Source organism: Leptolyngbya sp. Cla-17 (genome assembly GCF_016807185.1).
Classification (GTDB): domain Bacteria; phylum Cyanobacteriota; class Cyanobacteriia; order Leptolyngbyales; family Leptolyngbyaceae; genus ULC077BIN1.
This window is the reverse complement of sequence record NZ_JAEVYN010000002.1, coordinates 2,154,515-2,173,530: the sequence shown is the minus strand read 5'-3', so window position 1 is coordinate 2,173,530 and position 19,016 is coordinate 2,154,515. Positions and strand designations below refer to the sequence as shown.

The 19,016-nt window shown below is 47.1% G+C and carries 15 protein-coding genes and 1 pseudogene; 5 read left to right on the top strand and 11 right to left on the bottom strand.

Features of this window, described 5'->3' with window-relative positions:
- Positions 1-668: 668 nt before the first annotated feature.
- The 6 genes from JOY44_RS20865 to JOY44_RS20840 all read right to left on the bottom strand — a co-directional run bounded on the left by JOY44_RS20865 (position 669) and on the right by JOY44_RS20840 (position 7,493).
- Complete coding sequence (locus tag JOY44_RS20865; RefSeq protein ID WP_197985624.1) at positions 669-2,873, bottom strand: prolyl oligopeptidase family serine peptidase; 2,205 nt, start codon at positions 2,871-2,873, stop codon at positions 669-671.
- Positions 2,874-2,963: 90 nt separating this feature from the next.
- The gene (locus tag JOY44_RS20860) at positions 2,964-4,202 is read right to left on the bottom strand and encodes a hypothetical protein (protein ID WP_171575446.1); all 1,239 of its coding nucleotides are present in this window, start codon (positions 4,200-4,202) and stop codon (positions 2,964-2,966) included.
- Positions 4,203-4,412: 210 nt separating this feature from the next.
- Positions 4,413-5,654 (bottom strand): Zn-dependent hydrolase, encoded by a 1,242-nt coding sequence (locus tag JOY44_RS20855; protein ID WP_171576163.1) that lies wholly within the window; start codon positions 5,652-5,654, stop codon positions 4,413-4,415.
- 54 nt (positions 5,655-5,708) lie between these two features.
- Positions 5,709-6,206, bottom strand: a complete 498-nt coding sequence (gene uraD / locus JOY44_RS20850) for a 2-oxo-4-hydroxy-4-carboxy-5-ureidoimidazoline decarboxylase (protein WP_171575445.1) — start codon at positions 6,204-6,206, stop codon at positions 5,709-5,711.
- 27 nt (positions 6,207-6,233) lie between these two features.
- Positions 6,234-6,647 carry a gamma-glutamylcyclotransferase gene (locus JOY44_RS20845; protein WP_171575444.1) on the bottom strand — a complete coding sequence of 138 codons (414 nt, stop codon included), beginning with the start codon at positions 6,645-6,647 and terminating at the stop codon, positions 6,234-6,236.
- 117 nt (positions 6,648-6,764) lie between these two features.
- Positions 6,765-7,493 (bottom strand): GntR family transcriptional regulator, encoded by a 729-nt coding sequence (locus JOY44_RS20840; protein ID WP_171575443.1) that lies wholly within the window; start codon positions 7,491-7,493, stop codon positions 6,765-6,767.
- A gap of 172 nt (positions 7,494-7,665) precedes the next feature.
- Between JOY44_RS20840 and JOY44_RS20835 the strand changes: the two genes are divergently transcribed.
- The 4 genes and pseudogenes from JOY44_RS20835 to JOY44_RS20825 all read left to right on the top strand — a co-directional run bounded on the left by JOY44_RS20835 (position 7,666) and on the right by JOY44_RS20825 (position 11,255).
- Entirely contained in the window at positions 7,666-8,361 is a 696-nt protein-coding gene (locus JOY44_RS20835; RefSeq protein WP_171575442.1) for a queuosine precursor transporter, read from the top strand.
- A 154-nt stretch (positions 8,362-8,515) separates the two neighbouring features.
- Positions 8,516-9,712, top strand: a complete 1,197-nt coding sequence (locus JOY44_RS20830) for a hypothetical protein (protein ID WP_171575441.1) — start codon at positions 8,516-8,518, stop codon at positions 9,710-9,712.
- A gap of 338 nt (positions 9,713-10,050) precedes the next feature.
- A pseudogene (locus JOY44_RS32920) lies at positions 10,051-10,233 on the top strand (IS1 family transposase); the annotation flags it as partial.
- A gap of 131 nt (positions 10,234-10,364) precedes the next feature.
- The gene (locus JOY44_RS20825; RefSeq protein ID WP_171572156.1) at positions 10,365-11,255 is read left to right on the top strand and encodes an IS982 family transposase; all 891 of its coding nucleotides are present in this window, start codon (positions 10,365-10,367) and stop codon (positions 11,253-11,255) included.
- On the opposite strand, the gene JOY44_RS20820 is transcribed toward JOY44_RS20825, so the two are convergent.
- Positions 11,203-13,185: a sensor histidine kinase gene (locus tag JOY44_RS20820; protein ID WP_171575440.1), complete on the bottom strand. Its 1,983-nt coding sequence runs from the start codon at positions 13,183-13,185 to the stop codon at positions 11,203-11,205. The genes JOY44_RS20825 and JOY44_RS20820 overlap by 53 nt on opposite strands.
- Before the next feature lie 74 nt (positions 13,186-13,259).
- Positions 13,260-14,153, bottom strand: coding sequence for a PhnD/SsuA/transferrin family substrate-binding protein (locus JOY44_RS20815; RefSeq protein ID WP_171575439.1), 894 nt, complete (start codon positions 14,151-14,153; stop codon positions 13,260-13,262).
- 750 nt (positions 14,154-14,903) lie between these two features.
- On the opposite strand from JOY44_RS20815, the gene JOY44_RS20810 reads away from it, so the two are divergent.
- On the top strand, positions 14,904-16,007 hold the full coding sequence (locus JOY44_RS20810; protein WP_171575438.1) for a hypothetical protein: 1,104 nt from the start codon (positions 14,904-14,906) through the stop codon (positions 16,005-16,007).
- Between the two features lie 323 nt (positions 16,008-16,330).
- Here the strand turns inward: JOY44_RS20810 and urtE are convergent, their stop codons facing one another.
- The 3 genes from urtE to urtC all read right to left on the bottom strand — a co-directional run bounded on the left by urtE (position 16,331) and on the right by urtC (position 18,970).
- Positions 16,331-17,044, bottom strand: a complete 714-nt coding sequence (gene urtE, locus JOY44_RS20805) for an urea ABC transporter ATP-binding subunit UrtE (RefSeq protein ID WP_171575437.1) — start codon at positions 17,042-17,044, stop codon at positions 16,331-16,333.
- On the bottom strand, positions 17,019-17,819 hold the full coding sequence (gene urtD / locus JOY44_RS20800) for an urea ABC transporter ATP-binding protein UrtD (RefSeq protein ID WP_171575436.1): 801 nt from the start codon (positions 17,817-17,819) through the stop codon (positions 17,019-17,021). Before urtD ends, urtE begins: the two co-directional genes overlap by 26 nt.
- Before the next feature lie 62 nt (positions 17,820-17,881).
- Positions 17,882-18,970 (bottom strand): urea ABC transporter permease subunit UrtC, encoded by a 1,089-nt coding sequence (gene urtC, locus JOY44_RS20795; RefSeq protein ID WP_171575435.1) that lies wholly within the window; start codon positions 18,968-18,970, stop codon positions 17,882-17,884.
- Positions 18,971-19,016: the final 46 nt, after the last annotated feature.

Below are 19,016 nucleotides of genomic sequence, written 5' to 3'. Positions count from 1 at the left end.
CTTCTGGGAAAATTTCGTGTTTATCGGCTACGGAACAGATAGTCAGACCTTTTTTTCTACACAAACATGGCCTATACCCAAGCTCATGGGTCGTAATGCGTAATTATGGCAGCGGCCCGATTCGTGACAAGAGGGATCGGCGACCTCTCAGTACCGCCACAAATGCCTCAATTCCCAGTGAAAGAATCACAACCCCACAAATGACTCCGCCAAAGTTATTGCTCGGTACCTCAAGCAGGATCATTCCTCCACAAGCCATGAAAAAGACTGCAATGATCAATGTAGCCACCGAGATCACCTTCTCCATTTTCAAGATTTTCTAGAAATCGTCTCACTGAAGCAAGCGATGATTGGTCTTGTTGCCTAACGGATAACGAGCCAATCACTACTCAATTTTCAAACGCGAACTCAGCACCTTTTAATGTTAATACCCAGAATACCTCGCCAAAATTCAACCCAGACTCCCTTTATCTTTAAAGGTCTGACTGTTGATTATGCGGAAACTTTCCTTATATCTTCTTGATTTGGGGAGATACCCCGAAGCTTTTCGTGTATCTCCCCTCACCTTCCAGCAGATACTTTGATTTTATGGAATCACATCAGTTATTTTGTTGAAGAATTATAGAATAAGGTCTTGGAATAGAGTAAGCGCTGCTCTACGAGGCAGACTAGGGTTCAAGTCGATCGGCGATCGCCATATCGAACGTCTTCACCAAAAAAGCCCAGCGATCGCTGGATTCTTCAATGATTTTTGTGGTGGGTTTTCCGGCTCCATGTCCCGCTTTAGTTTCAATCCGAATCAGCACGGGCGCAGTCCCCTTGTGAGCAGCTTGCAGGGCAGCGGCAAACTTAAAACTGTGGGCAGGCACCACGCGATCATCATGGTCGGCAGTGGTAATCAGCGTTGCCGGATACGCAGTGCCCGGTTTGAGATTGTGCAACGGCGAGTAAGCATAGAGGGCTTTGAACTCCTCTGGCTTTTTCAGGTCGTCTGGAGAACCATATTCCGAAATCCACGCCCAGCCAATGGTGAACTTGTGAAAGCGCAGCATATCCATTACGCCCACGGCAGGTAATGCTGCTCCAAAGAGTTCCGGACGCTGAGTCATACAAGCACCCACTAACAACCCGCCGTTACTGCCACCCGCGATCGCCAGTTTTGCCGAACTGGTATATTTATTCGCAATCAGCCACTCTGCTGCTGCAATAAAATCATCAAACACCGTTTGCTTTTTCAGCTTCATGCCTGCCTGGTGCCAGTCTTCACCATATTCACCGCCACCGCGTAAATTGGGTACTGCATACACGCCACCCATTTCCATCCATGTCAGCAGACTGACGGAAAAACTTGGCGTGAGGGATACACCAAAGCCGCCATAACCATACAAATAGGTGGGATTGCTGCCATCCAACTTGAGTCCTTTTTTGTGGACGATAAACATGGGCACCGAAGTGCCATCCTTGCTGGGATAGAACACCTGACGAATTTCGTAGTCCTGGGGGTTGAAATCGACGGTGGGCTGGCGAAAGGGAGTGCTTTCACCCGTGACCAGGTTGTAGCGATAAATGGTGGGTGGAGTGGTGAAACTGGTGAAACTATAAAAGGTTTCGGTGTCGTAGCGTTTGCCATCAAAACCTCCGGCGGAACCGATTCCCGGCAATTCCACTTCGCGCACCATCTGACCTTGCAAATCATAGAGTCGGATTTGGCTGCGGGCATCTTTCAGGTAAGAGGCGACAAATTGATTGTTCAACAAACCCACACCCTGGAGGGTTTCTGCTGATTCGGGAATAATTTCTTGCCATCGCTCTTTAGCAGGATTGCCCAGATCGATCGCAATCACTCGACCGCGCGGGGCGTTTAAATCGGTGCGAAACCAAAAATTGCTACCGTCATTATCCACCAGGGAATATTCGGCTTCAAAGGTGTTAATTAGTTCCACCACAGGCGCATTTGGGGCCGTGAGATCTTTGTAAAACACTAAATTGCGCGGATCGGTGCCTAGCCATACTGAAATCAGCAAATAGCGCCCATCCTCAGTTACACTGCCGCTAAAGCCCCATTCTTTGTGATCAGGGCGATCGTAAATCAGCACGTCTTCTGCCTGAGATGTGCCTAAGCGGTGGTAATACAGCTTTTGGAAGTAGTTGACCGCTTCCAGTTGAGTTTTGCTGTTGGGTTCGTCATAGCGGGAGTAGAAAAAGCCCGTGTGGTCGTGGCTCCAAGATGCGCCAGAAAATTTGACCCAGTTTATTTCGTCGGGTAGGTCTTTTCCTGTTTCCACGTCGCGCACTTTCCAGGTTTGCCAATCAGAGCCAGAGGTGGATAAGCCATAGGCAAGTAGATTGCCATTATCGCTTACGGACAGCCCTGCAAGGGCCACAGTACCATCGGCAGAAAGGGTATTGGGATCAAGCAGCACCCTTGGCTCGTCGGTCAGAGTTTTGAGGGTATAGAGAACGCTTTGGTTTTGTAAGCCGTCGTTTTTGAAATAAAAATAGCGTTGGGTAGAGTCATTTTGCTGCTGATCGCCCTGTTTGAAGGGAATACTGTATTTTTCGTAGTTCCACAGTTTCGTCAGGCGCTCTTTCAGGCGATCGCGGGCGGGGATGCCAGCTAAAAATCCCATCGTTAATTTGTTTTGCGCCTCAATCCAGGCTTGGCTTTCGGGAGAGTCAGGATTTTCGAGCCAGCGGTAAGGATCGGCAACCTGCGTGCCGTGGTAATCATCAACCTGTTTTACCTGGGCACTGGTGGGGTATTCAAAGGGCTGGGCGATCGTCATAGCGTGAGACATGGAAGGATATCCCCCACTATGCCAGATGAATGCCAGCAGCATGGCGACACCCATCAGAATCAGTCGGTTTTTCATTCGGTGGAGCGGGTTTTGGGTTGAAAGTGTCGGGTATCAGAGTTTAGGCAGATGAAAAGAATTCTTCCAGGTGAAAGCTGTCTGCTGATCCTAATTGATATCGACTAAAGAAGGGTTGAAGCGAGCCGCGATCGCACTGGCAGCCACAATGACGCTTAACATGCCCAACGTAATCCACAGCAGTGGCACTCCACTCCAGGGACGGACTTGGAGCTTGCCAGACGGCAAAAAAGTGACATCAAACTGTGCCAAGGGCGGGACAATGCCGTTGTCCGGGTTCAACACTTCGGGAATGACTAATTTGGGTAGCGGCGTTTGTTGCACCTGGTCAATGGCAGCCGGATTCATCGGTTTGTAGGTTGCGATCGCTCCAGTTTCAGTAACTGCTACCAAATAGTTAAGTGACTCTTGATTTAAATGCTCCTTCGTCCAGGCATCGCTCAGGTGTTGGTGTAATCGTTTTCCTAATCGGTTTGCCTGGGTGTAATCCACTTCTGGAGCTGTAGTGAATGGCGCAGTCAGGACATTATTACCTGTTCGACGTTGCAAAGCACAGAGCGAGATCGCCTGCGTGATTCCCAAAATGCCTGCCCCCAGCACATTCACATCCAAAGGAAAATTGACCTTTAGCAACACCAGACCTGCGCTAAATGAGGTGAATAGCGCCGAAAAAATCACCGCGATCGAGGGCACCCCAATCCACCAACGGCTTGAGCGAGTGTATTGCCGCAGCAATAACCACTGAGTCACTCCCAACCAAATTGAACAAATAGCCGCTAACACCGTGCGAATCAAACCTGTGAGCATCACCATCGTCTGTGGACTCACTCTTTCGGCGAGAGCATTGACTTCCGGCAAGATCATTGCCTGACCAATCCATCCCCACCAAGATTCCAAAGTTGTGGTGAGCAAAACATAGCCCGTCGCACTTGCCAAAATCCACAGCCAGTCGGGTAGATACCGCCGTAACACTAACCACTGCGTTGCACTCACCACCAGTCCAGAAACTAAGCCAGTGACCAACGCCGACAGCAATCCTCTGCCTTCTAGATAGTTGACCAACGTGGGATCTTGCACCGATCGCAGGATTGACCAAATCAGAAACCAGCCAACCCCCGTCGCCAGCACAAATAATCCCGTAAATTGAATTCGCTCAAAAGGGGGAATCAGAGAGTGCTGAGAATGGGTTTGCGGTATGGAAGGCATAGTTGGAGAAAAAATAGCGGGCGATCGCATAAGGCTAGAGGATGAATAGCAGCAGCATTGCAGACAAAATGTACACCATGCAAAAAGCACGATCATGACCGCGATCGCGTCTGATGCAATCATTATCAGCTTTTCGACGTTTTTATAAATTTAGGATTTTCTTTACATCTGATCACAAGCAGGGTGGAAAAATTAATGATCAAGTCCTTCCTCACATTGCCGCTCACTTTATTAATGTAGAAGCGCACAAAAATTTAGGTTCTGAGCCAAAAATTTCCGCTGATTTGTCATTCACCCGTCATTTCTTTTGCCACTTAAACTTGCCTCCTCTCTCTAGTCATACAGGCGATCGAGTTTCAAAAAAGTTTTCAGCAGGACATTTGCCCCTTGAGTGCATTCGTTGGGAGCAGTGTATTCGTCCTTGGAATGGCTGATTCCGGCACGACTAGGGACAAAGATCATCCCCATGTCGGTGATGCGTCCAATCTCTTGAGCATCGTGTCCAGCGCGGCTGGGCAAATGCGTATAACCCAGGTGCATTTCCTGGCACACCTCTTCGATTACGTTCATGATGGGCGACGCTGCAAGCGTAGGCAAAATGTGCAAGGTTTGACGCATTGTGATTTCGGTGCCCGTTTCAGCCGCGATCGCCCGAATTTGCTCCTCAATCTGTCCCTTTAAATACTCCAAATTCTGCTGAGATAAATCGCGCAAATCGATCCGAAAATCTACCTTGCCAGCGATCGTATTGGTCGCGTTAGGATGAACATTCATGAACCCAACTGTTGCCACCTGATCCCCTGGAGTATCCACGGCAATTTTATTAATTGCCACAACCATCTGCGCGGCGGCAAACAACGCATCTTTTCGCAGGTGCATGGGTGTTGTACCCGCGTGGTTTGGGCGACCCAGCACATCCACTGCAAACCGATATTGCCCCACCACGCCAGTCACCACGCCTAAAAGCACATCCCGATGTTCCAACACACCGCCCTGTTCCACATGAAGTTCCACAAAAGCTGCGATATCTTTGCGATCGCGTTTCGCTAAAGCAATTTGCTCCCAGTTTCCCCCTATTTTTTCTAAACAGGGCTGGATCGGAGTACCATCCAAGCGGCAGTAGTGTTCCGGTGCTTCCTTAATTTCCCCTGCCATAGTTTTGGAGCCAATCACTGATCGTTCTTCATCGGTGAATACAATCACTTCAAGCGGGTGATTCAAACGAATTTTATTTTCGTTTAAGGTTCGCACCACTTCAAGTCCAGCGAGTACGCCCAGGCAGCCATCATAGCGCCCTGCTACGGGCACTGTGTCGATGTGAGAACCCGTTGCCAAGGCTGGCGCATCTGTTTGCAGCCCGGCATAGCGACCTATCATATTGCCAGCCGCATCAATCCGAACAGTCATGCCAGCATCCAGCATCCAGGACTGAACTAGCCGACGTGCCAGTAAGTCTTCAGTGGTAAAGGCAATCCGGCAAACGCCGCCATTTTCCAGTTTGCCGACCTCCGCTAATTCATCAATACTGCGATTTAGGCGATCGCCATTCACCACCAGTGGCACTGTTGCAATCATCTGCACCTCCATCCATATAAAGTGGGTCAATCTTGCCGCATACGAGCAATCTACTTAGCCAATCAAGCTGTGCAGACGGAAACGAGCAATTTCGATAATTTCCAACAAGGCTTGCTGTCGTTCGGCTTCGGCATCGTTTTTTAAACGGTGTTCAAAGGCTTGCAAAATACTGGCTTTAGTGTGATTTTTAACCGCAATGATGAACGGAAAACCAAATTGAATTTTGTAAGCCTGATTAAGCTGATGAAAGCGATCGTATTCGCTAGCCGTCAAGCGATCGAGTCCAACTTCTGCCTGTTCCGCTACTGAAGCATCTGCCATTTTTGCCTTACTGCCTAAATCTGGATGCGCTTGAATGAGCGATAGTTGTTCGGCTTTGTCTAGTTGATTCACAACCCCGACCATCTTCCGATGAAGATCGTCCTGATTGCTAAATGGGCGATGATTCCAAGCGCGCTCCGCGATCGCGGGTGTCTCTTCAAACACTGCTCCTAGGGCTGCCACAAAATCTGACTGGCTCATCTGGTTTAGGTCGGCGATTGAATACCCCATGGCTGCTTTTACTCAGAACTTGAACTTTTATGCGCTTACGGTTTGAGATTGCGCTTTATAGGCTGCCCAACCGCCAAAGTGAGAAATATCGATCCAGTTGTGTTGCTCGACGAGCGCTTGAGGATAAAGAAAGGCAATCAACACTTCGCCATCTTGCAACACAATATTGCTGGGATACATATTGGGTGGTTCAGATGCGGTGAGTTGATTAAACTCATCCAACGTGATTTCATACACTTCTCCTGGAATGGAAATACCGCCTGTTTCCACCTCATAAATGGCAGGATGCCAACCCTCACCAGCGGCATGAAGCCGATAGCGGGGCTGGGTTGCTGCTTCTTTAATAAATTGGGCAGATTGCAGATTTTTGTGATCAGGCTGTCCTTTGAGGGCAGAGCCGCAGATAAAAATACGCTGAGTGGAAGCAGGGTTTGTCGTCATTGTGATCTCCTTAAAAATGAAAAACTTAAATTCTTCTGGAGTCCTCAAAGGGCAGTAATCGAAGTCAGCACGGTGTTTAATGGCAGCGGACGAAGCATTGCTCAAATCATTAGCCATTCACCAGATAGAGTCTGCTTCTACAGAGTCCGCTGAGCCGAGTGATCGCGGCTCCAGCACTTTGATTTCCCGAACCACCCGTTCCTTACTTGAAATCAAATGAGCTTGAATGGCTTGGGTGGCAGCAATTGGATTGCGATCGCGCACCGCCTCATAAATCCGGCGATGTTCGCCCCGAATTTCTAACACGCCCGGATTATGCTGCACGGTACGTAAGCGCAGCAATGCCATTTTGTCGAATACCTGATCTAAAATCTGCACCAGCCAGTTATTAGCAGAACTTTCAGCTAATAGCCGATGAAATTGATAATCCATATGCAGCAATTGAAAATGGGTCAACTGATTCGGTTCCCCAAAAGCTTTTTCTGCCTGTACTATCGCCTGTTCAAGCCGTTTAAGCTGCTCATTCGTTACATTGCAGCAGGCTTCTGACACGGACAGTTGTTCCAATGCAATCCGACAATCATAAAGCTGCATAGCATCCACAATTGAGAGCATTGCAACTCGAAGCGACCCCGTTGCATCGGTCACGATCAAATTCTCTCGTTGCAATTGCCGAATCGACTCGCGGACAGGCGTTCTGCTAACCTCTAACAGGTCTGCAATCTGCGTTTCTACAAGCCGTGAACCTGCTACCAAATCTCCCGATAGAATAGCGTTTCGCAAAGCTTGATAGGTTTGCTCATGAAGCGACTGATGACGCTGAAGAGGACGCGAGGACAGAGCCACCGTTGAAAAACTCCCAAATAGTCGAAACGAACTGTCTTCTGTATACAGTATACGAATGGTCCATCTTAAACAACTTCTTCATCGGGTCGAATAACTTTTCTACTACCGGGTCTTTTGCCAAAAGCAGCGGAGCCAAGGTAACCTAACTCTACGCAGAGATAAGTTGCATTGAATGAATCGCCCCCACACCCACGCCTCAAAATCCTTTCAGCATCTAGATACGCTTACTGCGCTATTTGTGGCTGTGCTGTTGATCTCGAATGTGGCTTCTACAAAAATTTTGATGGCGGGACCCTTCACCTTTGATGGCGGCACCTTGTTGTTTCCCATCAGCTATATTTTTGGCGACATTTTAACGGAAGTTTATGGTTATCGGCGATCGCGCAAAGTAATTTGGCTGGGGTTTGCCTCAGCAATATTAATGTCTTTCACCTTTATTCTGGTTGGAGCACTACCTGCTGCACCAGAGTGGAAATATCAGTCAGCCTACGACCAAATTTTAGGATTTACGCCTCGAATTGTGATTGCCAGTTTGATCGCCTACTGTGTTGGAGAGTTTTCAAACTCGTACATTTTGGCGAAGCTAAAAGTATTGACTCACGGCAAATATCTTTGGATTCGCACAATGAGTTCTACTCTAATTGGGCAATTGATTGATACCGCAATTTTTAGTGCGATCGCATTTGCAAACGTCATTTCTACTCAATTGCTGATCACGTTAATCGTCTCTAATTACGTATTTAAATGTGGTGTTGAGCTTATTTTTACACCAGTGACTTACGCCCTCACCCAATGGTTAAAGCAGCAAGAACAAGAAGATTACTTTGACATTGATACAAACTTTAACCCGTTTCAGATCGAAGATTGAACTCAAACACTGCGCTATACCACCGCGTTCAGCAAATTTTCGCTGAATAACCAGCTATCGTTCTTTTATGGTACTATTGTACTGACTTTGTGGCTGCCTACGGTGTCTTAATACTGTAAGCGCCTGTTATTTGCACCGGTGGTTATCCTCAAATATGGAAGAACAAAAACCACGAATTCACCCACCTTCATCGTTTCATCACTCTTTAGCCCGGCAGCCTTATTCAGAGAATGAGAATGATCCCGCGCCTTTAGAGAAGGATAATAATGTGATGCCAATGCCGATTCAAAATCCCATCACTGAAGATGAATGTCGTCCACACACCGCCTCTAAACGCAAACAGCGGGGGGAAACTGGAGGCAAAACGCGAGCCACTCCAGGCAGTAAAAAAACTTTTAAGACTGTTCGTCAGAGTCAACCCACTCTGCAACATCCGTATTCAGATGAGTTACAACGGCTTGAAGCTCATGCAAAGCGAATCAATCAAATTCTTGCTGAGCAATCCAATAAAAGCGCGATTCGTGAGACGAACCCCACAGAAATCGCAGATACCAGCCTTCCTCATTCAACCGACTATCGAACTATACCTGAAGCCTCAACACCTGCTACAAAACAGATAGCTCAGGAATCTCCCCACGCTCAACCTGTCAAAAATCAGTGGCACTCTCCAACCCCAGTTGAAGAACAAACGATAGAAACCTCAGCTTCTCAAGAACATAGCATTCATCAACGGTTAGTTGAATTGGGTCTGCATCTGAATGAGGCCGGTGCCCTCATTTCTGTCTCTCGTATGCCCAGCCCCTCAGAAAATGGGAATCATGCTCGTGGGCAATCCCCAGCACCCCAGCCTCCAGCCCCAACATCGCCAATAAACCATTCACCCACTCAAGCTTGGGAAGCTGCACCCAGTGAGCTTTGGGATGAGGAACCATCGTATCCTGCTAAAACTGGATATGCCCCTAGCAGGGATAGAGGAATTGCCGCCAATCGTGATTTACCTCGCGATCGCTCCCGTTCTCGATCTTTTCCGGTATCTATTACTACGCTTCGCCGTTATTTTCGAGAATGGCGTGGATATTTATACAATTGGCGATCGCTAGAATTACCTCGCCAACCAATCGATCGCATTAGCGATGCTGCCCTATGGATTGCTGCTTCTGCAATAGTTCGGGTTGCATCTCGCTATGTGCTTGCTGCATTTCCGATTCTTTCACCACTTTTTTTGATTCTGATGCTGAGTCCGGCGATCGCTGCTGTATATCTTGTATTCTGCGTTCCCAAAGCTGGCTGGGTTTCCTATTACCGTCTGTTTTTGACAATGGTGGGATTTCTCATTGGCGGCAAACTTTAGACAGAAATCATGGAAAACCCAGTTTTTGGCGCTCAATTTCCATTGTGTCTCTGTGCACTTATGAAGAAGGCCTAGCAATGATGAGCTAAGTCTTTCTAAAAGAGCGAGGATAGCACATCCTCAAAAGTCGAGCGATGCAGCAACCAGTACTCATCGATGAAGCCAACTGTGGCAACGGGTTGTCGTAGAACCATATTCTTACCCTAAAGCCTAGTTTGCCTCTCGTTAAAAAACAAAAGAGGGATGATATTACAGCGTTCGCGTAGTGACCGCAGGTTTAGGTTTAGGAGTCTATGTTGGCGTAGCCTGCCAAGTCACGGCATCTTCAACCCGTGTTTCACAGGGTTAGCAAGGCCAATACCAAGCGATTGAACGCAGACTTCTCACCTTGCGCACCTGAATTGAGCGACCGACTCGAAAAACGATTTGCTGCTCCAAGTCGATTTGGCTCGTCGATTTGGTTCCATGATTCAGTTATTATACTATTCATCAATCGCTATGAGTTTGGCTTGAACATTTAAGTTTCATCCACCGATCTAGAACATAACCCGCGGTCAAATTGCTACTGAACGCGATGTGCAACTAAGTTGTTGCAAGGAAAGTCCCACTGGACAATGCTAGACGTACAACCTATCTAGCTGGAGTGGGACTGATGTTTACTATTGAAGAGTTTATCACCGCTGTTTTTTGCTGTGTAGATGACTTGCTCAAGGAGATCACCCAAGGGCAAGCGATTCGAGAAAAAGGATTTGCTCCTGGTTTAGCAGACAGTGAGGTGCTGACGATGGAAATTGTGGCAGAGTACCAAGGGATTGATGCTGACCAAGCGATTTGGCACTACTTTCGGAGGCATTGGCTGGGTCTATTTCCAAGGTTGAGCAGTCGGTCCGCCTTCGTGCGACAAGCCGCTAACCTATGGCAATACAAAGAACTGTTACAGCAACGGTTCGCGATTCAACTCGGTGCATTTGCCGATGCCGTTCATCTGATTGATGGCATCCCCATTCCTTTGTGCGGCTTTAGCCGTGCGCCGCGATGTCGAAGTTTCAAAGGGGAAGCCGCTTATGGCTACTGTGCGGCAAAAAAGCAGACCTACTATGGATTTCATGGTCATTTGCTCCTCAGTTCCACCGGAGTGATTACTGGGTTTAGCCTGACTCCAGCCAATGGCAGTGAGCGAGAAGCGCTCTGGGACATCGTATCGACGGTTCGCGGTTTGCTAATTGGAGACAAAGGGTATCTCTCCGGTCAACTCGAGCATCAACTCCAAGCGGTCGGTATCCAGCTAGAAACGGCGCTACGTTCTAATATGCCCGATGAGCGAGACCCGGCTTGGGTTAAGTTACTCATGCGGGTGCGACGACTCATTGAAACCGTGATTGGGCAGCTTGTCGAACGGTTCTCAATTGAAAAAGTTCGGGCACGCGACCTGTGGCACTTGACTAGTCGGCTCAATCGTAAACTGTTAGCTCACACCGTCTGTCGATGGCTCAATCGTCACAGCCCCAACCCGCTGCAGTTTGAGCAGCTTGTGTCAGACTAATTCTAGTCGCACATCGCGTTACTGATGAAGTTAATTTACTGCTCGGTAATAGGATCTGAAACTCCGTTCCCTGCCCCATCTTTGAGATGACCTTGATTGCTCCTTGATGTTTCTCAATAATCTGATAACAAATAGAAAGACCTAACCCTGTGCCTTTTCCAACCGATTTTGTTGTGAAAAAGGGATCAAAAAGTTTTGCTTGATTTTCAGGTGAAATTCCTGGACCATTATCACAAATCTGAATGGAAACGTGATGCTGATCTACTTGTCCTGTGCAAATGGTGATGGTAGGAGCTAGAGGCTGGGAATTGTAATTTGAGGATTGAGCATCGTCCATTCTGGATTCTATATCGACCCCAGTACATTCTTCTAATGCGTCGATCGCGTTTGCAATCAAATTCATGAACACCTGATTAAGCTGCGCTGGATAACATTCCACTAACGGTAAATCCCCATACTCCTTAATCAGATGAATCCTCTGTTTTAGCCGATTATTGAGGATCAGCAATGTATTTTCGAGGCCTTCGTGAATATCAACAGGTTTCATTTCGGCTTCGTCCAGACGCGAAAAATTGCGGAGTGACAACACAATTTCTCTAATTCTTTCAGTCCCCATTTGCATAGAGGCAAGGAGCTTAGGTAGATCTTCCTCAATAAAATCCAAATCAATCGCATCGATGTAAGTTTGCACAACCGCAGCCGGATGTGGGTATTGTTGCTGATAGAGATGAATCAGTTCCAATAAGTTCATGGAGTATTCATCAGCGTGCTTGAGATTTCCATGAATAAAATTGACGGGATTGTTCACTTCATGGGCAATGCCAGCAACGAGCTGACCCAGACTAGACATTTTCTCATTTTGAATCAATTGGGATTGAGTTTGCCTGAGCTGTTGCAGAGCTTCAGTTAAATCATGAGTGCGCTCTTTAACCCGCTGTTCTTGAGTTTGACGAGATTGTTCCAGAGCCTCGGTGTGTTCTCCAACCCACTGAATCAATTGGTTCAATGAAGTTGCCAGAGACCCTACTTCATCCTGTGTGCTAATGGGGCTTTGCAACTCAAAATTGGACTCTTGAACAACTGCCTGAGCCAGCTTAGTCACTGATCTAAGAGGACGCGCGATCGCTTGTGAAGTCATTATCGCCAGCATTGCTGCCATCACAACCGATAGCAGCATACTTACGATTACAATTTGCATTCGCAGTTCTTCAGCTTGCTCAACCTTGGCGATCGCTTGCTCATGTTGCGCTTCAGCGATTTCCTTGAGTCGCATCAAACTCTCTGTCAATCGGTCCAATTGAATGTTGACTTTGATGGAGGATTGGTTTCTTAGTGACGCTATAAGGTTTTGTTGCGCGGCTAAAACATCTGGTGGCTTTGATAAATCTGTAGTCTTAAACTGCTGCCACAGAACTTCTATCAATTGCCGATACGCCTCAATGTTAACGGTATACCCTTTTACCAAGTCCTTTGATGCCTGGGTGTTAATTGCCAGTTCGCCAGTATGTTGATTGGTGAAGAACTCAAATTCAACAAGCAATGCTTTTACCTGACTCATTGAACCTAAAAACTTGGTTCTTTCGTAGTCAAACCAGACTGATTCTCCCAGGACTCCTACCAATCGTTGTGGATGAATTCTAATAGTATTGACCGTGTTCTCTAGCTCACTCAAAAGATGTTGCTGGTGGTCAGTTATCGCTTGCTGTTCCTGGGCTTTTTCTTGATAGTAATTTCCCGTTGTTAATCCAATGGTTGTGCCTAATACCGCAACGCCGATTGATAAAGCATAACCAAAACTAATTTTGTGCGAGATACGCCAATGCTGAATCAGGCGTTCTAGCGGATATTTTTGTTGAGTGAGCTTAATTGAGGAAATTATAGGGGGACTGTCGATCTTCTTCGGGGAACGTTGATTAGCTCGAAATAGCATAGAAAACTAGCCTTGTAGGCCTGTTACAGGCAGCAAAATTGACGTTTAAACCAGATGGCAAAAAATGCTCTCGACTAAGAAACAAAATTGCCCTGCCCAATGGCTTTGTAAACATCACGAATCATGTTGTAGTCGGTGTCCTTAATCTGCACCATCTTGGCGCCCGCGAACTTGTTTCCATCCGCAGAAGCGATCGCTTTTAGAAGCCTATCCTGATTTTGCAGCAGTCGCTGCCCAATGTATTCCACAAAAGCTGAATCTAGTTGGCTGCTTGCGACAAACGGATCAGACGGCAGCGTCGGTCCCTTAACGAGAATAGGAAAGTCTTTCTCAGACAGTCCGTTAGACTTTAAAAACTTGTCATAGCGGTTAACCGAGCCACCCCAAGCAGCAATGGTGCCTTTCTGAAGTGCAGAGAGCCCTTTCTTGCCTAATAACTGAATTTTGAGATCTACTTTGGGGTCTAATCCAGCATCAATCAGTAGTTTGGTTGGTCCTAAATAGCCGCTGGTTGAGCCAACTTCCCACATAGCGATCGTTTTTCCTTGCAAAGCTGCCACTGACTGGATACCACTGCCTGAGTGCGTTGCAACGATAGAGTAGTATTTCTGGCGCATAATCGCAACGATCGGAACCGCATTGGTTCTGGCACGCATAACGACATACTCTGATGGACCTGTAAATACCAAATCCACCTGATTAAGCTGAAGTGCAGAAGCCGCAGCAATATAGCTTTCTACAGGAAAGAATTCAATCTTCTTCTCTAAAATTTCCTCTAATAAAGTCCGTAAGGCTCCATAGTCTTTCTGCAAGTCATCGAGTCCTTTCACGTCGGATACTGCAAAGCGCAGTTTTTCAGGTTGGCTGAACGTTTTTAGCGTAGAAGATTGCTTCGTTGAAGTGCTTGTGGCGGTCGTACAACCTGCAACAAATAACGAGCTAGTCCAAAGAAAATGACGACGTTTCATAGTTTTTGCCACTTCAATACACCTATAAAGTGCCCAAACTGAAACGTTCTTAACGGCAAAATAGTTAACTTAACCTTGAAAAATACTAAAAACGCTACAGTTTCTCTTAAAAAGATTCAATCTTAAAAAGTAATTATGCTCTGATTAAAAAAGGTCTTAATATAACTTTTGAATAGAGTAAAAGCGATAATTTATATTATTGATAATTGCTTAAATAACAGTTAGCTTAACTGAATAGGAGATTCACGGCACGAACAAAATCAGTTGCTTTCTAGACCTACAGATAGGGACTGAGCTTTTAGGGCTGGTTAGCTGCAATGACATTCGGGCACATGCTTCCGCATCCTGATCTAACTAAAAACCTAGATACTCACACACACGGGGCAGTTTTGTGGGATAAATGTTTCAGGTTTTGCGGGCAAGTTGAACGGTATAAACAAAAAGTTGTGACGGTTGAGGAATGTCATCAAGGTCACAACAAGCCTGAAGCACTCCCTTCTCAAAAGAAGCATTATTTGGGCAGCTAGAAGAAGCGGCACCCTACAAGAGGGGTTGGATTGCAGCCCATCGATCGCTGAAGACAGGTTGGTCTGCAACATCCTGCCACAATCCCATGAATGTGAGTGAATTGGAAGAAACAACGAATGCCTATGCTTCATTGCTGTACCAAATTCTGAAACGGCGACCACAACTTTTGGATCTACTGTTTAAGGTAGAACCATTATCCACACCGTTCACAACATTCTGATCATGACAAACACATTACAGAGAACCCCCAAATTCCCGCGTCAAATTCCCACTATTGTCCTGACTGGACTAATTTTACTGATCAGTGCCGGGGTTTCAAAGCAAGCTGGACTCACTGCATCATTGCCTCAAAATGCTGTGCCTTCATCAAGTTTGATGGTGGCGCAATCGGACTCTTTGCCGCGATCGGTTGAACAAAGGATGCGCCAAGCGGCATCGCTGCAGTTTGGCGCATCTTTGCAAGATGTCAAAATTGTAGGTTTTACGCGGCAAACCTGGTCAGACAGCTGTTTGGGGTTGGGAGGCGCGGCTGAAGGTTGTTTGCAAGCGCTCGTCGAAGGTTGGCGGGTTGAAGTGACCAATGGGCAGCAAAATTTGTTTTATCGCACAGACAGAACTGCCAATGCAATTCGCTTAGAACCGCAGCCCTCTGTCGTAGCTTTACCGACCAATGTCAGTCAGCGTTTGCTGCAAACGGTTGCCAGACAAGTGCGTGTGCCAGTCAACCGCTTGCGTGTTGCAGCGGTCAAACCGGCGACTTGGGATGGTTGCCTAGGAATCTATAAGTCGGGGCAAGCTTGTACCAGAATTGCGATTTCTGGGTGGCAAGCGATTATAACGGGCGGCGATCGCACTTGGGTCTATCACCTGGATGAAGCGGCAAACCGGATTGTGCAAAACTCAACAGCAAGCGGTAGTCGCGGCAAATTAGTGCCTTCATTTATGCCCGAGGAGAACAAGCCTATGCCTGAAGCTAACGTTGTTTTTCAGTCGATCGTGAGCGGTGGTCTTATGGGCAAAGTCACACAGGTCACGTTAACCAACGATGGCGTGATGACGCAATTGATTAGCGCTCCCAATATCCGCTCACGTCCTGTTGTGATGAAGCGGTTATCTCAGCAACAGTTGAAGCAGTTTCAACAGATGCTTGAATCAAAACAGTTCCGCAGTTTGAGCGACTTGAGCTATCTCAGTAGCGCTGCGTTTGCAGACTATCCCACCACCATGCTGCAAACAACGGGGAGCACAGTTCAATATATTGACTTGGAGATGAAAAACCTTCCTCCAGCATTGCGGCAAGTGATTCAAGCCTGGAAGAAATTGTAATCGCTCTAGAGGGTGTTAGGCATTCTGAAAATGAGCGGCTCTCTGAGCCAGCTTTAACCACGACTCAAAAAGATGAACGAGTGCTGCATTCCGCTTCTAGCTTGAGTTCTACAAAAGTGCATAATACCCTCTAGAGCCGAGAGAGCAAATATGGCAAGCAACAGAAAAATTGAGAACAACCCATACTTCACCCATTGGATTGGCTGTACCCATGTTTCACGCGGCTGCGCTCACTGTTACGCCAGAGAATTGATGAAGTTAACTTTAGCCTCTCTACCCCTACATTTTAGGGCTGCCCTATATATCTGTACCCAGAGTTTTTTTCAGATCGCCAGATATTTATGTACTAATTCATCGGTCAGATGAGACGTTGCGCCATTTGCAACGATCGCGCCTTTTTCCATGATGAAAAATTTCTGAGCTAGCTGCCGCGCAAAGTCAATCTTCTGCTCCACGACAACGACAGTGATGCCTTTCTCGCGGTTGATTCGCTTTAGCGTCTCTTCAATCTCTTGAACAATTGATGGCTGAATTCCTTCAGTGGGTTCATCCAGAAGCATGATTTTCGGATCGCTCATCAGCCCACGGGCGATCGCCAACTGCTGCTGTTGTCCGCCACTCAACAAGCCACCCTGACGAGCCAAGTGCTGCTTTAGCATCGGAAAAAATTCAAAGATTTCATCAGGAATTTTTCGGTGCTTCCGTTTGCCAGCCGATGTACCCAGCTTCAAGTTGTCTAAAACCGAGAGGTAAGGGATGATTTCACGTCCTTGAGGAATATAAGAAATGCCATAGCGCGCGCGTTTGAATGTAGGAATCCGGGTAATTTCATCTGCATCAAAGACAATGTTGCCGGATATAACTTTATTCAGCCCAATCACGCTGCGTAAAAGTGTGGTTTTACCCACGCCATTGCGCCCCAATATACAAGCAATTTCACCTTCATCAACGGTCATATTCACGCCAAACAAGACGGGCGTTTGACCGTAGGAAACCGTAACGTCTGTTAGTTCAAGCAGCGATGTCGATTTGTTCACGACCTAAATACACCTCAATTACTTTAGGATTTGATTGCACGTCGCGGACGGACCCTTCAGCGATCTTCTCGCCCTGATGCAGAACGACAATTCGTTGAGCAATCTGTTTAACAAACTCCATGTCGTGTTCAATCACAACAACAGAGTGGTTCTGTGAAATCATTTTGATGATCTCACCCGTTAGATGAGTTTCATCTGGAGTCATGCCTGCGGTTGGTTCGTCGAGCAGCACCACTGCTGGGTCTTGAGCAAGTACCATGCCAATCTCTACCCACTGCTTCTGCCCGTGAGAAAGCGAAGACACTTTAGCAAAGCCTTTGTCGAGCAGACCTACGCGATCGAGCACCAGCTCAATCTTCTCTCTTTTGACGCGGGTGAGCTTGGACTTGATGGAAGCAAACACGCTGTGAGTGCCTTTCAGCGCTAGCAAAATGTTTTCAAATACCGACAGTTCGTTGTAGACATTGGGGTTTTGAAACTTCCGCCCAATTCCCATCCGCGCAATGTCGTAGGGGCTGTGGTTAGTAATATCTTGTCCCCGATAATACACATGCCCGGATGCAACCGGTGACTTACCCACGATCGCATCCAATAAGGTACTTTTGCCAGCACCATTGGGACCAATGATGGTGACAATTTCGTTATCACCCACGGCTAAATTTACACCTTTCATTGCCTTAAAGCCTGAAAAAACCACATGCAGGTCTTTCACTTCCAAAATCGGGTTTTGAGGCTCGACAACCTTGATGCTAGAAATTGATGCGAGTGTATCCATAAATAAATCCTGCGGCTAAATCACTAAAGAGTTAGAAAAACGTGCCGTGAAAAATTCAGAACTTAAGACGATCGCTCCAGCCGATCTGCATCTGTAAGGCGAAATCGCTTTGGAAGCAAACTCATTAATCCATCTGGCAGAAACAGCACCACGAGCAAAAGAATCACTCCGACCACTAACTGCCAATCTTGCGTTACTCGGTCTGCTGAGTTCTGTAGCTGACCTAACAAAATCGCTGCAATGATTGGACCAAATAGTGTGCCCCGACCGCCGACCGCAACCCAAATTACCACTTGTGTACCAAACGCAACCCCCAAGTAAACGGGTGAAATAAACCGATTTAAGGGCACAAACAAACCGCCAGCAATGCCAGCAATGCCAGCCGATAGCGACCAAATAAAGATTTTGAAACTAGCGACGTCATAGCCTAAGTACGAAATGCGCTTTTCATTCTCTTTAATCGATCGCAAAATTAAGCCGAAATTAGACTGGGTTAACCACCAACTGCCCGCCAGCACAAGGGCAGCAAACGACAAGATGAGAAAGTATAGCCCAACTGGTGAAAGCACCGTCCCAAACAGGCTGAGCCTGGAAACGTCAGTGATGCCGTTGGTGCCACCGGTATACGCCTGTTGACTAACAAAGAATGTGGTCAGGGCTGAAGCGATCGCCAGTGTGATGATGGTGATGTAAACACCGCTTACCTTAGAGCGAAAGATAAACCAGCCGATGATGTAGGCGAAACCCGCAGGAACTGCAACCATGGCGAGTACCGCGATCGGGAAAAACTGTAGGGGCGCAATGAACCAGGGCAGTTCCTTCAAACCATTCCACACCATAAAGTCTGGCAATGTTCCACCATAGTTGTTGGCAGTTGCCGACAAATTCAGCTTTAAGTAATAGGCCACTGCATAGCCACCGAGGGTAAAGAACACTCCGTGGGCAAAGCTTAAAATTCCGGTAAAGCCCCAGACCAAATCTAGCGAAACCCCTAGCGCACCGAACAGCAGCAACTTTGCCATTAAGCTTGTTTGAAATTCGCCAGCTACAAACGGAAAGATACAAAAAATCAGCAAAATTACCCCGCTGGTAATCAGCAGTCTCTTTGGAACTGTTGTCGCCTGTCGAATACGACCCATTACTTCTGTCATATCGGAGTCTCCCTTAAATTCGCGCTGTGCTGTTTGGAACAATCAA